Consider the following 14721-nt stretch of genomic DNA (forward strand, 5'->3'; position numbering starts at 1 on the left):
GGCGACGACCCTGCCCAGGGAGTTAGACGTGACCGCACCATCCAGCAAGGACAGCTTCGGCGCCCGGGACACCTTGAAGGTCGGTGACGCCTCGTACGAGGTGTTCCGCCTGGACAAGGTGCCCGGCTCCGAGAAGCTGCCCTACAGCCTGAAGATCCTGCTCGAGAACCTCCTGCGCACCGAGGACGGCGCGAACATCACCGCCGACCACATCCGCGCGCTGGGCGGCTGGGACCCGACCGCGGATCCGTCGATCGAGATCCAGTTCACCCCGGCGCGCGTGATCATGCAGGACTTCACGGGCGTGCCGTGCGTGGTCGACCTCGCCACCATGCGCGAGGCCGTCACCGAGCTCGGCGGCGACCCGGACAAGGTGAACCCGCTCGCCCCGGCCGAGCTGGTCATCGACCACTCGGTGATCATCGACGTGTTCGGCCGCGCGGACGCCTTCGAGCGCAACGTCGAGATCGAGTACGAGCGCAACCGCGAGCGCTACCAGTTCCTGCGCTGGGGCCAGAGCGCGTTCCAGGAGTTCAAGGTCGTGCCGCCGGGCACCGGCATCGTGCACCAGGTCAACATCGAGCACCTGGCGCGCACGGTGATGGCGCGGGGCGGCCAGGCCTACCCCGACTCCTGCGTGGGCACCGACTCGCACACCACCATGGTCAACGGCCTGGGCGTGCTGGGCTGGGGCGTCGGCGGTATCGAGGCCGAGGCCGCGATGCTCGGCCAGCCGGTGTCGATGCTGATCCCGCGGGTGGTGGGCTTCAAGCTGACCGGTGAGATCCCGGCCGGCGTCACCGCCACCGACGTGGTGCTGACGATCACCGAGATGCTGCGCCGCCACGGCGTGGTCGGCAAGTTCGTCGAGTTCTACGGCGAGAGCGTCGCCCAGGTGCCGCTGGCCAACCGCGCCACGATCGGCAACATGAGCCCGGAGTTCGGCTCGACCGCCGCGATCTTCCCGATCGACGACGAAACGGTCCGCTACCTGAAGCTGACCGGCCGCTCCGCCGAGCAGGTCGCCCTGGTCGAGGCGTACGCCAAGGAGCAGGGTCTGTGGCACGACCCGAGTCGCGAGGCGTCCTACTCCGAGTACCTGGAGCTGGACCTGTCGACGGTGGTGCCGTCGATCGCCGGCCCGAAGCGCCCGCAGGACCGCATCGAGCTCTCCGCGGCGAAGTCGGCGTTCCGCCAGTCGGTGCACGACTACGTCGAGGGGAACCACGCGACGCCGCACACCAAGGTGGACGAGCAGGTCGAGGAGTCCTTCCCGGCCAGCGACGCGCCGAGCCTGTCCTTCGCCGACGAGGACGCGGTCCCGCTGCAGTCCGCGGCGAACGGTGCCTCGGGCCGCCCGAGCAAGCCGGTCACGGTGAAGTCGGCCGACCGCGGCGAGTTCGTGCTCGACCACGGCGCCGTGGTGATCGCCTCGATCACCTCGTGCACCAACACCTCCAACCCGTCGGTCATGCTGGGCGCCGCCCTGCTGGCCCGCAACGCGGTGGAGAAGGGCCTCGAGGTCAAGCCGTGGGTCAAGACGTCGATGGCGCCGGGCTCGCAGGTCGTCACCGACTACTACGAGAAGGCCGGCCTGTGGCCGTACCTGGAGAAGCTGGGCTACCACCTCGTCGGCTACGGCTGCACCACCTGCATCGGCAACTCCGGCCCGCTGCCCGAGGAGATCTCGGCCGCGGTGCAGGAGAACGACCTGACGGTCGTGTCGGTGCTGTCCGGCAACCGGAACTTCGAGGGCCGGATCAACCCGGACGTCAAGATGAACTACCTGGCCTCGCCGCCGCTGGTCATCGCCTACGCGCTGGCCGGCACGATGGACTTCGACTTCGAGTCGCAGCCGCTGGGCCAGGACAAGGACGGCAACGACGTGTTCCTGCGCGACATCTGGCCGTCGCCGCGGGAGATCCAGGAGACCATCGACTCGGCGATCACCCAGGAGATGTTCTCCAAGGACTACGCCGACGTGTTCGACGGCGGTGAGCGCTGGAAGGCGCTGCCCACCCCGGAGGGCAAGACCTTCGAGTGGGACGCGGAGTCGACCTACGTGCGCAAGCCCCCGTACTTCGAGGGCATGCAGGCCGAGCCGGAGCCGGTCACCGACATCACCGGTGCCCGGGTGCTCGCGAAGCTGGGCGACTCGGTGACCACCGACCACATCTCCCCCGCCGGTGCCATCAAGGCGGACTCGCCGGCCGGCCGGTACCTGGCCGAGCACGGGGTGGACCGCAAGGACTTCAACTCCTACGGCTCCCGGCGCGGGAACCACGAGGTGATGATCCGCGGCACCTTCGCCAACATCCGGCTGCGCAACCAGCTGCTCGACGACGTGCAGGGCGGGTACACCCGCGACTTCACGCAGGAGGGCGGCCCGCAGGCGTTCATCTACGACGCCGCGCAGAACTACGCTGAGGCGGGCATCCCGCTGGTCGTGCTGGGCGGCAAGGAGTACGGCTCCGGCTCGTCGCGGGACTGGGCGGCCAAGGGCACGCGCCTGCTGGGCGTGCGCGCGGTGATCGCCGAGTCGTTCGAGCGGATCCACCGGTCGAACCTGATCGGCATGGGCGTCATCCCGCTGCAGTTCCCGGAGGGTGAGTCGGCGGCGTCGCTGAACCTGGACGGCACCGAGACGTTCGCCATCGAGGGCATCACGAAGCTCAACGACGGCGAGACGCCGCGGACGGTGCGCGTCACCGCGACCAAGGAGGACGGCTCGCAGGTGGAGTTCGACGCGGTCGTCCGCATCGACACCCCGGGTGAGGCGGACTACTACCGCAACGGCGGCATCCTGCAGTACGTGCTGCGCAAGATGACCCGCGCCTGACGGTTTCTCCCCGAGAAGCGCCCGCGAGCCCCGCTCGCGGGCGCTTCTTCGTGTCCAGGCCCGCCTCCCGTTCGCGACTCCCCTGGAGGAGGGTTGCGGCCGACGGCGAAACCGACCCCGCCATCCGGGCGCACCACCGGGCCTTCGGGGACGGGCTCTTCTGCGATTCCACGCTGGACTTCGCCGCTCACGGGGATCCCGGCAAGTCCGTGCACGGCGCCGCGCCGTATAGGTCGTTATACGTCAGTCGCGCGATGACGGGCTCCAGGCACCGCAGCAGCGCGCCGACTCTGCGTCGTCACCACCGCGGTCGTCCAGCCTCCGCCGCGGCGGCGACACGCCTCGCCCGCACGGGGCCCAGCCGGCGTGCGGCGCTACCGCAACTGGTCGCGGCGGCGCGTGAGGTAGGCGGTCTCGGCGGTGTTGCCGGCCAGCTCGATGGCCTTGTCATAGGCCGCGCGGGACTCCTGGCCGCGGCCGAGCCTGCGCAGCAGGTCGGCGCGCGTGGCGTGGAAGGCGTGGTAGCCGGCCAGCTTCGGTTCGAGGCGGTCGACGGCGGCGAGCGCCACCTCCGCGCCGTCGAGTTCGGCGACCGCAACGGCCCGGTTGAGGGCGATGATCGGCGAGGGGTCGAGGCGGACGAGCTGGTCGTAGAGGGCGAGGATCTGCGACCAGTCGGTGTCGCGGGCGTCGCGGGCGGAGGTGTGCACGGCGTTGATCGCGGCCAGGATCTGGTAGCGGCCCGGCGCCACCCCGGCTGCGGCAGCGGCGAGGCGCTCGCGCACCAGCCGGTGACCCTCGGCGACGAGTTCCGCGTCCCAGGCCCCGCGGTCCTGCTCCTGGAGGGGGACCAGCTCGCCGCCCGCCGTCACCCGGGCCGGGCGGCGCGCCTCGATGAGCAGCATCAGCGCCAGCAGCCCGGCCACCTCGCCGTCGTCCGGTAGGAGGGCGCGGATCAGGCGGGCGAGGCGGATCGCCTCGGCGGTCAGGTCGTCGCGGACCGGATCGGCGCCGGACCCGCTGGCCAGGTAGCCCTCGTTGAACACCAGGAACAGCACCGCGAGCACACCGGACACGCGTGCCGGGAGATCCTCCGCCGACGGCACGCGGTACGGGATGCGGGCGGCCTTGATCTTGGCCTTCGCGCGGGTGATCCGCCGCTCCATGGCGGTCTCGGCCACCAGGAACGCGCGGGCGATCTCGCGCACGGTCAGACCACCGACCATGCGCAGCGTCAGCGCCACCCGGGCCTCCACCGCCAGCGCGGGGTGGCAGCAGGTGAAGATCAGCCGGAGCCGGTCGTCGTCGATCACGGCGAGGGTCCCGGGTGGTTCGTCGTCGTGCACCATCCGGGCCTCCTTCTGCTTGTCGTCGCGTTTGTTCTCGCGCCGGATGCGATCGATCGCCTTGCGGGTGGCGGTGGTGGTCAGCCAGGCGCCGGGGTTGGGCGGCACCCCGTCGGCGGGCCACCGCTCGACCGCGGTCGCGAACGCCTCGGCGGCGGCCTCCTCGGCGAGGTCGAGGTCGCCGAAATGGCGGGTCAGGGCGGCCACCACCCGGGCCCACTCCTCGCGGTGGGCCCGGGTGACCGCCTCGCGCGCGTCCATCACCGGAACGGCCGCACCTCGATCTTGCGGTCGCAGACCTTCGAGGCCTCGGTGGCGAGCTTGAGCGCGACGTCCAGATCGGGGACCTCCCAGACCCAGACCCCGGCAAGGTACTCCTTCGACTCGACGAAGGGCCCGTCGCTGAACACCGCCTGCTCGCCCCGGTTGTCGACGACCGTGGCCGACTCGGTGTCCGCGAGGCCGCCCGCGAAGACCCAGTAGCCCTCGGCGATCAGGCGTTCGTTGAACGCGCTGATGGCCGGCTGCCGGTCCGTCCGGCCGGGGTTGTCCTTGTCGTCGATGACGGAAACCAGGTACTGCATCTGCAGATCAACTCCTCCAGTGGGCCGGGATTTTTCAGGCGGCCGGGTACTGCGGGCGCCCGGCGGGCTGGTAGACCTGGATCGTCACGCCCTTCGAATCGGTCCGCGAGTCCACGAGGTCGAGCGCAAGGTCCGGACCCGCGTCCGGGAACAGCCGTGCGCCCTGGCCGAGGACCACCGGGATCACAATCAGCGTCAGCTCGTCGACCAGGTCGTTGGCCAGCAGCCACCGGATCAGGGCGCCGCTTCCGTGCACCTGCAGCTCGCCGCCCGGCTTGGCCTTCAGGTCCGCGACGGCGGCGGCCAGGTCGCCGCGCAGGACGGTGGTGCCCGGCCACCCCGGGTCGGTCAGGGTCGTCGAGGCGACGTACTTGGGCCGGGCGTTGAGCGCCCGCCGGACGGGCTCCCAGCCGGGGACGTCCGCGTCCGTCCAGGACCCCCACGAGCCGGCGAACAGCTCGTAGGTCCGCCTGCCGAACAGGAACGCGTCGGCGCGCTGGTAGGTCTGCTTGATCAGGGCGTGGGTGCCGTCGTCGCCCTTGCCCAGCGCCCAGCCGCCGCGGTCGAACCCGGCGCGGCGGTCCTCCTCCGACGCGCCGCCGTTGCCCTGCACCACGCCGTCCACGGTGATCTGGGTCATGGCCGTCAGTCTCATGGTCGCGGTTCCTCCACCTCGGCGCCGCCCCATTCGCGGGCGGCCTCACCCACACCACGAACGCGACCGACCGGATCCGACACCGCCCCCGGAACTGTTTTTGCGCGGTCCTACCGGCGGGTGAGGAGGAAGATCGGCAGTTCGCGGCCGGCGGCAAGGCGTTCCATCTCGTAGCCGGGCCAGAAGTCGAGCAGGCGCTGCCACATGCGGTCGTAGTCCTCGCCCTTGACGGGCTGCGCGGTGACCGGGATTTCCTTCCCGCGGATGGCCACCGTCGCCTCGGCGTGCTCGCGCAGGTTGTAGGTCCAGCCGGGGTCGCGGGGGCGGCCCCAGTTGGAGCCGACGAGCACGAAGCCGTCCTCGTGCGGGAAGTACAGCAGGTTGGTGCTACGTGGCAGCCCGCTCTTGCGCCCCAGCGTGGTCAGCCGCAGGGACGGCAGACCGGCGATCCCCACCAGGCTCACCCGCCCGCGGAACCACCGGTGCAGCCGCTGGTCCGACCAGATGATGACCTTCGCGAGCCGCATCAGCCACGGCCGGGTGCCCAGCCTGCGGGCGAGGAGCGGGAGCGGGTTCTTCACGTCCCCTATTGGACCATTCGACCGCTCCCGCCCCGCCCGCGGCGGTCAGCTGATCGCGCGCGCCAGCGACACCCCGAACCGGCCCTGCGCGTCGGTCCACCACTGCCGGACCTCGAACCCGGCGTCGGCCAGCTCGGCGACGAGACCCTCCCGGCGGAACTTCGCCGAGATCTCCGTCCGGATGTCCTCGCCAGCCTCGAACGACACCTCCATCCCCGCACCCGGGATGGATACCCGCACCGCCTCGGGGGTGCGCAGCCGCATCTCGATCCACTCGTTGTCGGCGTCCCAGTGGGCCACGTGCTCGAAGGCGTCCGGGTCGAAGTCGGCGCCCAGCACCTCGTTGACCACGCGCAGCACGTTGCGGTTGAACTCCGCCGTCACCCCGGCGGAGTCGTCGTAGGCGCGCACCAGCGTGCCCGGGTCCTTGACCAGGTCGGTGCCGAGCAGGAACCACTCGCCGGGGGCGAGCACGTCCCGCACCGAACGCAGGAACTTGCCGCGTTCGGCGGGCAGGAAGTTGCCGAGGGTGCCACCTAGGAAGGCGACCAGCCGCGGCGGTTCGCCGGGCAGCAACCCCAGGTGCTCGGTGAAGTCGCCGACCACGCCGCGCACGTCCAGCCCCGGGTACTCCGCTCCGATCGCCTCGACCGCCTGGGCGAGGGCGGACTCCGACACGTCCAGCGGCACGAAGGTGCGCAAGCTGCCGTGCGCACGCAGGCCGTCGAGCAGCAGGCGGGTCTTCTCGCTCGACCCCGAGCCGAGCTCCACCAGCGTGTGCGCGCCGGTGATCCGCGCGATCGAGCCGGCCTCCCGTGCCAGCACCTCGCGTTCGGCTCGCGTCGGGTAGTACTCGGGCAGCGCGGTGATCTCCTCGAACAGCTCGCTGCCCCGCGCGTCGTAGAACCACTTCGACGGCAGCCACTTCCGCGGCGCCGACAGCCCCGCCCGCACATCGGCGCGCAGCGCCTCGGCGATCTCGGTCGCGCTGCGGTGGACGTCCAATTCGGACTCGGTCATGACACCACACTCCGATCGGCGTTGAGGGGGAGGAGTTCGACGGCGCCGTGGTGCGCGCGGACCAGGTGCCGGTCCGGCACCTCCGACCAGCCCGGGGCGTCGTCCAGGGGTTCGGACGCGACCAGCACCGCCTCGCCGTCGACCCGGACCGACAGCGAGTGCGTCCACGCCGTCGCGACGAGCACCGTCCCGTCGGTGAGCAGGAAGTTCAGCCGGGAACCGGGCGCGGCGCGCTGGACCTGTGCGATCAGGTCGGCGATCGCGCCCGCCGGGTCCTCCCCCGCCGTGAGCCGCTCGCGCAGCAACGCCCACAGCAACGCCGAGTCGGTCGGCGCCGGCAGCGTCATCAGGTCGGTGACGGGGAGTTTCCCGGCCAGCGCCGCCATGCTGTCCGGCCAGCCGCGCACCACCCCGTTGTGGCTGAACAGCCACCGTCCGCCGGTGAACGGCGCGCAGGCGCCCTCCCCCGGCGGCATCCCGGTCGTGCCGTTGCGCACCGCGGCGACGAACGCGCCGCTGCGCACCGAGCGGGCCAGCCGCGGCAGGTCGTGGTCGCTCCACAGTGGCACCGGGCGCCGGTACCGCACGGGCTCCGGCCCGTCGTCGTACCAGCCCAGCCCGAAGCCGTCGGCGTTCACCACCCCGCCGCCGCGCATGTCCTGCGGTGCGAAGGTCTGCCGCAGCAACGAGTGCGGCGCGTCGAACAGGGCGTCCGCGGGTGAGCGCGGCGGGCCCAGGTAGCCCAGGTGGCGGCACATCGTCAGGCCCGCTCGCCCGGCGGGACGTCCCGCGCGCACCGGAACCCGGCGAAGATCTGCCGCCGGATCGGGTAGTCCCAGTTGCGGAAGGTGCCGCGGATGGCCGCCGCGTCGGTGCCGAACGAACCGCCGCGCAGCACCTTGTACTCCGGCCCGAAGAACACTTCCGAGTACTCCCGGTACGGGAAGGCGCGGAAACCCGGGTACCCGGCGAAGTCGCTGCTCGTCCACTCCCACACATCGCCGATCAGCTGGTGCACGCCGGACGCCGAGACGCCCTGCGGGTAGGCGCCCACCGGCGCGGGCGACAGGTGACGCTGGCCGAGGTTGGCGTGATCGGGGGTGGGATCGTCGTTGCCCCACGGGTACCGCCGGGACTCGCCGGTGGCCGGGTCGAACCGCGCGGCCTTCTCCCACTCCGCCTCGCTGGGCAGCCGCTTGCCAACCCACTTCGCATACGCCTCGGCCTCGTAGTACGACACGTGCACCACCGGCTGCTCAGGCGGCACCGGTTCGGCGACCCCGAACCGGGTGCGCCACCACCCGTCCGGCTCCCCGTGCCAGAACCGCGGCGCCGTGATGTCGTGCGCGCTGCGGTACGCCCAGCCCGCCTCGCTCCACCACTCGCGCCGGTCGTACCCGCCCGCCTCGACGAACTCGAGGTACGCGCCGTTGGTCACCGGGACCGTGTCCAGGTAGAAGGCGTCCACCTCCACCTGGTGCGCCGGGCGCTCATTGTCCAGCGCCCACGGCTCGAGCGAGGTGCCCATCACGAACGGACCGGCCGGGATCAGCACCTCGCCGGGCAGGGGCCCGGACCGCGCGGGCGGCGGCTCCGGCGCGTGCAGCACCGGATCGCCCCGGCGCAGCTGGTGGGTGGCCAGCATCGTCTCGTCGTGCTGCTGCTCGTGCTGGGTGATCATCCCGAAGGCGAACCCGGCCTCGGTGAGCGGTCTGCCCGTCAGGGGCGCGCGCTCCAGCACGTCGAACGCCTTGGCCCGCACCTCGGCGACGTAGGCCCGCGCCTCCGCCGGGCCGAGCAGCGGCAGCGACGGCCGCGCGGCGCGCGGGTGCTGGAAGGCGTCGTAGAGGTCGTCGATGTCGGGCCGCAGCGGCTCCCGGCCGCCCACGTCCCGCACCAGCCACAACTCCTCCTGGCTGCCGATGTGCGCGAGGTCCCAGACCAGCGGCGACATCAGCTTCGAGTGCTGCCGCACGAGGTCGTCGTCGTCCACCGCGTCGGTGAGCACCGTGCTGCGGGCGCGTGCCCGGTCCAGGGCCGACGCGGCGCGGGCCCGCAGGTGCTCGGCGGGCAGGTCGCGCACCGGGTTGGGCGCCTCGGACAGCGGAACCGGCGATGCCGGCGAAGTCGGTGCCGCGTCGGTCATCTCGTTGCCTCCCCAGCGTGCGCGAGCCGCTGCACGCCTTCGGTGATCTGGTTGACGGTCTCCCCGGGCAGGCCGGTGCGGGCCAGCTCGGCGCATCCGAGGTCGGCGACCTCGCGGGCCACCGCGGCGATCCGCGGGTCGCGCATCCCGGCCCGCGCGGCCGGCTCCCACTCGCCCTCCACGGGCGCGCAGACCGCCCGCACGCGGTCCACAGTGGACGGCCGGTCGAGCAGCGCGGTGAGCAGCGCGACCGGGTGCAGCCAGCGCTGCCGCGGCTGGGCGTCGAGGTAGCGGACCTCCAGGTAACCGTGCGGCCGCACCGGGGTGAACATCGTGGTCAGGTGGTAGTCGAGGTCGGCCAGCGTGGGCCGCGGCAGCACGCGCCCGGCGCCGCGGCCGGCCGCCCAGTCCGCGAACGTCAGGCCCTCCGGGGCGTCCCACGGCCCGTCCCGCCGCACCACGAGCAGCGGGGTGTCCAGAACGCGGCGGGCCCAGCTCGCCGCCGCGTCCGGGCCGCACGCGGCGGCCGTGGTCCGGCAGGGATCGGTGGCCATCACCGCGAGCCACCGCGCGGATGCCGCGCCGGTGTCGCGGCCCGCGTGCCGCGGGGAATTGGCGAACAACGCCAGCAGCGGTGGGCCGAGCGCGTGGATCGCCGCCCAGCGGGCGGCGAACGAGCCGGCCTCGCCGGTGTCGACGCAGACCTGGAGCCCGGCGGTGCTGCACATCATCGTGAGGCCACCGGGGCCGCGCGGGGTGAACCGCCGTTCCATCGCTGCGTAACGGGGCGTGTCGAGCAGCCGGGCGGGTGCGCGATGGGCGTCGATACCCTCGTCACGCAGGACGAACCCGCGCCGCGCGAGCAGATCGGTGAGATGGGCGAGATCGGCGGTGACCGCCTCGGCCAGGTCGCGCAGCGACGGCTGGGGCAGGGCGGAGATCTCCACCTGGCCACCGGGTTCGAGGGTCACCGGAGAGCCGGCCGGCAACGGGAGGGCCGGGCTGTCGGGACGAAGGGTGCGCGGGGCGTGCGGGCCGAGCGCGCGGGCGAGGTCGCCGGGGTCGAGTGGTCTGCGGAGGTCTCCGGCGTAGTGCACGGTGTACTCCAGCTCAACGCCGAGCAGGCGCGGTGGGCCGTGCTTGAAGCACACGGACGCCACGTACGCCTCACCCTCGGCGCGGTCGGAGACCACCTTCGCCGCCACCGCCCCGCCGGGTGCGGGTGACATGGGCCGGGCCGCTGTCATGGTCGTGTCCAATCGCCGGGATCACTTGGTTTCGGACGCTACACGCGGGTACCGACAATTTCAGGAGAGGAAAGCGGCCCACGGCAGAATTCCCGGCGGAATCCGGAAGTCTTGCAGTAAGTACGTACGGTTTGCGAAAGCCCGGCCCGCGGTGACAGGATCTGGTGCATGCCCCGGGTCAGCCAGGACCACCTCGAAGCGCGCAGACGCCAGATCCTCGACGGGTCCCGTGTCTGTTTCGCCCGGTACGGCTACGAGGGTGCCACGGTGCGGCGGCTGGAGGAAGCGACCGGGCTGTCCCGTGGAGCGATCTTCCACCACTTCCGCGACAAGGAGTCCCTCTTCCTCGCCCTCGCGGAGGAGGACGCCGCCCGGATGGCCGACGTGGTCGCCGAGCAGGGCCTGGTGCAGGTGATGCGCGATCTGCTCGCCGAGGGCAGCGACCACCCGGCGGACTGGCTGGGCACCCGGCTGGAGGTGTCCCGGCGGCTGCGCACCGACCCGGAGTTCCGCGGGCGCTGGGCGGAACGCTCGCAGCAGCTGACCGCGGCGACCCGGCAGCGCCTGCTGTGGCAGCGGCAGGCCGGCAACCTCCGCGACGACGTGGACGTCGACGTGCTCACCGCGTATCTGGAACTGGTGCTGGAAGGCCTGGTCTCGCACCTGGCGATGGGCCTGCCCGCGGACGATCTGGGGCCCGTGCTCGACCTGGTCGAGGAGAGCGTGCGGCGCCACCGGGTCCGCGCCACGGCCGAATCCTGACACGCTCACCAGCGCCGACGCCCTCGCCCGATCCCCCGGCCCGGGTATCATGGCGCACACACGTTTCGCCATTTCCGAGGAGTGACTTCTTTCGTGCGCGACGCGCAGTCACCTGGTGACAGTACGAAGCCGGGTGGCGAACCCGGCTTACCCGAGCACCTCTCCGGCCCGGTTCAGGACCGTGACGGCCGATGATGGACGTGCTCCTCTCCGTTCTCGGAGTCCTGTTCTTCGTGTTGCTCACCGTGGGCACCGGTCTCGCGGTGGCCGCCGAGTTCTCCCTCACCGCGCTCGAGCGCAGCACCGTCGAGGCCAATGTCCGCCAGGTCGGTGACCGGCGGTCCCGGACCGTCCGCAAGGCGCACTCGACGCTGTCGTTCCAGTTGTCCGGCGCGCAGGTCGCGATCACCCTGACCACCCTGGTCACCGGGTACGTCGCGGAACCGCTGATCGGCAACCTGGTCCGCCCGCTGCTGGCCGCCACCGGCCTGTCCGCGGGTGCCGCCGCCGGGGCGTCGGTCGCCATCGCCCTGCTGCTGGCGACCATCCTGTCGATGGTGCTGGGCGAGATGGCGCCGAAGAACCTCGCCGTGGCCAGGCCGCTGGAGACCGCGCGGGCCGTGATGGGCTACCACTCCCGGTTCTCGGCGCTGTTCCGCTGGCTGATCACGCTCATGAACAACAGCGCCAACTTCGTCGTCCGCAAGTTCGGCATCGAGCCGCAGGAGGCGCTGCGCTCGGCGCGCTCGCCGCAGGAGCTCGGGTCGATCGTGCGCACCAGCGCGGAAAGCGGCACCCTGGACACCTCGACCGCGCAGCTGCTGGACAAGTCGCTGCGCTTCGGCGACCGCACCGCCGAGGAGCTGATGACCCCGCGCGTGCAGGTGCAGTCGCTCACCGTCGGGGACACGATCAACGACCTGGTGGAGCTGTCCCGGCGCACCGGGTTCTCCCGGTTCCCGGTCTACACCGAGGATCTGGACGACGTGCAGGGCGCGGTGCACGTGAAGCAGGCGTTCGCGGTGCCGGCCGCCGAACGCGCCACGGTGAAGATCGGCTCGGTCATGCGACCGGTCCCCACGGTGCCGGAGTCGCTGCCCGGCGACGCGCTGCTGTCCCGGTTGCGCGACTCGCGTTTCCAGCTCGCCATGGTCGTCGACGAGTACGGCGGCACCGCCGGGCTGGTGACCCTGGAGGACGTGGTCGAGGAGATCATCGGCGACGTCCGGGACGAGCACGACACCGGCGAAGCGCCGTCCTCGCAACAGGTCGGCACCGACACCTGGCTGGTCTCCGGCCAGCTGCGCGCGGACGAGGTCACCGAGATCACCGGGTTCCGGATGCCCGATGGCGACTACGAAACGATCGCCGGCCTGGTGCTGGAACGGCTGGGCCGGATCCCGGTGCCGGGTGACGCCACCGAAGTCGACGGCTGGCGGCTGACGGTGTCCGACATGGACCGGCACCGGATCGCCGCGGTGCGCCTGCGGCCGCTCGCCGACGCCGGTGCCGTCGGTTCCGCGGAGGTGACGCGGTGAACGACTGGCTCGCCATTTTCCTGATCGTCGTGCTGCTGCTGCTCAACGCGTTCTTCGTGGGTTCGGAGTTCACGCTGATCTCCTCGCGCCGCGACCGCCTGGAGGCGCTGCTCGAACAGGGCAAGACGCGCGCGCGGATCGTGATCAACGCCAGCCGGCACGTGTCGCAGATGCTCGCCGGCGCCCAGCTGGGCATCACGATCAGCTCGCTGCTGCTCGGCCGTCTGGGCGAACCCGCGGTGGCACACCGGCTCGCGGTGTTCTTCGACCTGTTCGGCCTGCCCGACGTCCTGCTGCACGCGGTGTCGTTCGCCATCGCGCTGGCCTTCATCACGATCCTGCACGTGCTGATCGGCGAGATGGTGCCGAAGAACCTCGCCATCGCCGAACCGGAGCGGCTGGCGCTGTGGCTGGTGCCGATCCACGTGGCCTGGGTGAAGGTCGCCAACCCGTTCATCTGGCTGCTCAACGCGATGGCCAACAGCCTGCTGCGCCTGGTGCGGGTCGAGCCCAAGGACGAGCTGGAGACCGCCTACACCTCCGACGAACTGGCCGAGCTGCTGTCGGAGTCCCGCCGGGAGGGTCTGCTGGAGCAGTCCGAGCACGAGCGGCTGAGCCAGACGCTGTCGTCGGTGGCGAAGACCGTCGCCGACGTCGTGGTGCCCACCGGCAAGCTCACCACCCTGTCCAGCACGCCGACGATGGGCGACGTCGAGGAGGCGGTCTCGGCGACCGGGTTCTCGCGTTACCCGCTGCGCGGCGCCGACGGGGAGCTGATCGGGTACCTGCACGTCAAGGACGTCCTCGACCAGATCGGGGAGAGCCCGGGCAGCACGATCCCGGCGGACAAGACGCGCCCGCTGACCGACCTGCCGGTGCACGCCCGCCTGGACGAGGCGCTCTCGGCGATGCGGCGCGAGGGCAGTCACCTGGCGCGGGCCCGCGGCGACGACGGCGCGATCGTCGGCGTGGTGGCGCTGGAGGACCTGCTGGAGGAGTACGTCGGCACGGTGCGCGACGGCACCCACGTGACCGCGTGAGGCGCCCGGTGATCCTGGCCGAGCACGAGTGGCGGGCGCGGGCCGCGGCGCACCTCGCACGCGTGCGCCGCTGGACCGGCCCGTACCAGGAGCGCCGGTCGCGCGGCGCGAAGCACCCGGTACACGACTTCCTGTTCCAGTACTACCCGCACCGCCCGGCCCACCTGGAACGGTGGAGCCCGGGCCCCGGGGTGGTCCTCGCCGGAGCGGGCGCGCGGGTGTTCCTGGAGCGGCCCGGGTTCCGCCCGGTCCCCGGCGGCGTGACCCTGGATCCGGACACGTTCACCCCGAAACGGGCGGCGACGACGAAGGCGGTGCTCGTCCTGCTCGAGGCCACCGCGTCCCGTGCGCCGCGGCTGAACTGCTTCGGGCTGCACGAGTGGGCGATGGTGTACCGGCAGGCGCCCGGGCAGATCCGGCACAGCCAGCTGCCGCTCCGGCTCGGCCCGGACGGGACGGACGCGGTGGTCGAGTCGCTGGAGCTGCGCTGCGGGCACTACGACGCGTTCCGGTTCTTCACCCCGCCCGCGCGGCCGCGCAATGCGCTGGAGCCGTCCCGCGAGCGGCAGGTGGAGCTGGAGCAGCCGGGGTGCCTGCACGCGAACATGGACCTCTACCGGGCCGCGGTCAAACTCGGCCCGTTCGTGCCGTCGGAGCTGGTCGGGGACTGTTTCGAGCTGGCGGTGGAGATCCGCGAACTGGACATGCGAGCGAGTCCGTACGATCTGTCGGAGCTGGGCTACTCCCCCGTGCGGATCGAGACCGCCCGGGGGCGCGCGGAGTACGCGCGTGCCCAGGCTGCGTTCGCGGCGCGCGCGGAGCCGCTGCGGATTCGGCTGATCGAGCACTGCCGGACACTCCTCGCGCAGGAGTAGTGACGCTCGGTCCTGCGATTTTCCGGGGTTCATCACGTTTCGCTAACGTCGAGCCCCTGTTAGGGTGAACGACGTTTGGCGCCGCACA

The 14721-nt window shown here is 71.9% G+C and carries 13 protein-coding genes; 5 read left to right on the forward strand and 8 right to left on the reverse strand.

What is annotated here, in order from left to right:
- Positions 1–28: 28 nt before the first annotated feature.
- On the forward strand, positions 29–2839 hold the full coding sequence (gene acnA, locus FHX46_RS16995) for an aconitate hydratase AcnA (RefSeq protein WP_167115804.1): 2811 nt from the start codon (positions 29–31) through the stop codon (positions 2837–2839).
- 374 nt (positions 2840–3213) lie between these two features.
- Here the strand turns inward: acnA and FHX46_RS17000 are convergent, their stop codons facing one another.
- The 8 genes from FHX46_RS17000 to FHX46_RS17035 all read right to left on the reverse strand — a co-directional run bounded on the left by FHX46_RS17000 (position 3214) and on the right by FHX46_RS17035 (position 10400).
- Positions 3214–4449, reverse strand: coding sequence for an RNA polymerase sigma factor (locus tag FHX46_RS17000; protein WP_167115807.1), 1236 nt, complete (start codon positions 4447–4449; stop codon positions 3214–3216).
- Positions 4446–4769, reverse strand: coding sequence for a YciI family protein (locus FHX46_RS17005; protein WP_167115809.1), 324 nt, complete (start codon positions 4767–4769; stop codon positions 4446–4448). Before FHX46_RS17005 ends, FHX46_RS17000 begins: the two co-directional genes overlap by 4 nt.
- Positions 4770–4803: 34 nt before the next feature.
- Complete coding sequence (locus FHX46_RS17010) at positions 4804–5424, reverse strand: dihydrofolate reductase family protein (protein WP_167115813.1); 621 nt, start codon at positions 5422–5424, stop codon at positions 4804–4806.
- A gap of 110 nt (positions 5425–5534) precedes the next feature.
- The gene (locus FHX46_RS17015; protein WP_167115816.1) at positions 5535–6005 is read right to left on the reverse strand and encodes a nitroreductase family deazaflavin-dependent oxidoreductase; all 471 of its coding nucleotides are present in this window, start codon (positions 6003–6005) and stop codon (positions 5535–5537) included.
- Between the two features lie 45 nt (positions 6006–6050).
- A complete protein-coding gene (egtD, locus tag FHX46_RS17020; RefSeq protein ID WP_167115819.1) occupies positions 6051–7025 on the reverse strand; it encodes an L-histidine N(alpha)-methyltransferase in 975 nt (324 codons plus the stop codon).
- A complete protein-coding gene (gene egtC / locus FHX46_RS17025; RefSeq protein WP_167115822.1) occupies positions 7022–7783 on the reverse strand; it encodes an ergothioneine biosynthesis protein EgtC in 762 nt (253 codons plus the stop codon). Before egtC ends, egtD begins: the two co-directional genes overlap by 4 nt.
- A gap of 2 nt (positions 7784–7785) precedes the next feature.
- Complete coding sequence (gene egtB / locus FHX46_RS17030) at positions 7786–9171, reverse strand: ergothioneine biosynthesis protein EgtB (RefSeq protein ID WP_208400179.1); 1386 nt, start codon at positions 9169–9171, stop codon at positions 7786–7788.
- Complete coding sequence (locus tag FHX46_RS17035; RefSeq protein ID WP_243871290.1) at positions 9168–10400, reverse strand: glutamate-cysteine ligase family protein; 1233 nt, start codon at positions 10398–10400, stop codon at positions 9168–9170. Before FHX46_RS17035 ends, egtB begins: the two co-directional genes overlap by 4 nt.
- Before the next feature lie 186 nt (positions 10401–10586).
- Here FHX46_RS17035 and FHX46_RS17040 point away from each other — a divergent pair, with 186 nt between their 5' ends.
- The 4 genes from FHX46_RS17040 to FHX46_RS17055 all read left to right on the forward strand — a co-directional run bounded on the left by FHX46_RS17040 (position 10587) and on the right by FHX46_RS17055 (position 14633).
- Positions 10587–11180, forward strand: a complete 594-nt coding sequence (locus FHX46_RS17040) for a TetR/AcrR family transcriptional regulator (protein WP_167115827.1) — start codon at positions 10587–10589, stop codon at positions 11178–11180.
- Positions 11181–11374: 194 nt separating this feature from the next.
- Positions 11375–12718, forward strand: coding sequence for a hemolysin family protein (locus tag FHX46_RS17045; protein WP_449224104.1), 1344 nt, complete (start codon positions 11375–11377; stop codon positions 12716–12718).
- Positions 12715–13758, forward strand: a complete 1044-nt coding sequence (locus FHX46_RS17050) for a hemolysin family protein (RefSeq protein WP_167115833.1) — start codon at positions 12715–12717, stop codon at positions 13756–13758. The genes FHX46_RS17045 and FHX46_RS17050 overlap by 4 nt, the downstream gene beginning before the upstream one ends.
- A complete protein-coding gene (locus tag FHX46_RS17055) occupies positions 13755–14633 on the forward strand; it encodes a 3-methyladenine DNA glycosylase (RefSeq protein WP_167115836.1) in 879 nt (292 codons plus the stop codon). The genes FHX46_RS17050 and FHX46_RS17055 overlap by 4 nt, the downstream gene beginning before the upstream one ends.
- Positions 14634–14721 lie beyond the last annotated feature (88 nt).

The organism is Amycolatopsis viridis, from assembly GCF_011758765.1.
Classification (GTDB): domain Bacteria; phylum Actinomycetota; class Actinomycetes; order Mycobacteriales; family Pseudonocardiaceae; genus Amycolatopsis_E; species Amycolatopsis_E viridis.

What these genes read in the sequence shown, in the direction of transcription:
- FHX46_RS17005 (WP_167115809.1), bottom strand. Translation starts at nt 4,769, where the DNA reads ATGCAGTACCTGGTTTCCGTCATCGACGACAAGGACAACCCCGGCCGG.
- FHX46_RS17010 (WP_167115813.1), bottom strand. Translation starts at nt 5,424, where the DNA reads ATGAGACTGACGGCCATGACCCAGATCACCGTGGACGGCGTGGTGCAG.
- egtD (WP_167115819.1), bottom strand. Translation starts at nt 7,025, where the DNA reads ATGACCGAGTCCGAATTGGACGTCCACCGCAGCGCGACCGAGATCGCC.
- egtC (WP_167115822.1), bottom strand. Translation starts at nt 7,783, where the DNA reads ATGTGCCGCCACCTGGGCTACCTGGGCCCGCCGCGCTCACCCGCGGAC.
- egtB (WP_208400179.1), bottom strand. Translation starts at nt 9,171, where the DNA reads ATGACCGACGCGGCACCGACTTCGCCGGCATCGCCGGTTCCGCTGTCC.
- FHX46_RS17035 (WP_243871290.1), bottom strand. Translation starts at nt 10,400, where the DNA reads ATGTCACCCGCACCCGGCGGGGCGGTGGCGGCGAAGGTGGTCTCCGAC.
- FHX46_RS17040 (WP_167115827.1), top strand. Translation starts at nt 10,587, where the DNA reads ATGCCCCGGGTCAGCCAGGACCACCTCGAAGCGCGCAGACGCCAGATC.
- FHX46_RS17045 (WP_449224104.1), top strand. Translation starts at nt 11,375, where the DNA reads ATGGACGTGCTCCTCTCCGTTCTCGGAGTCCTGTTCTTCGTGTTGCTC.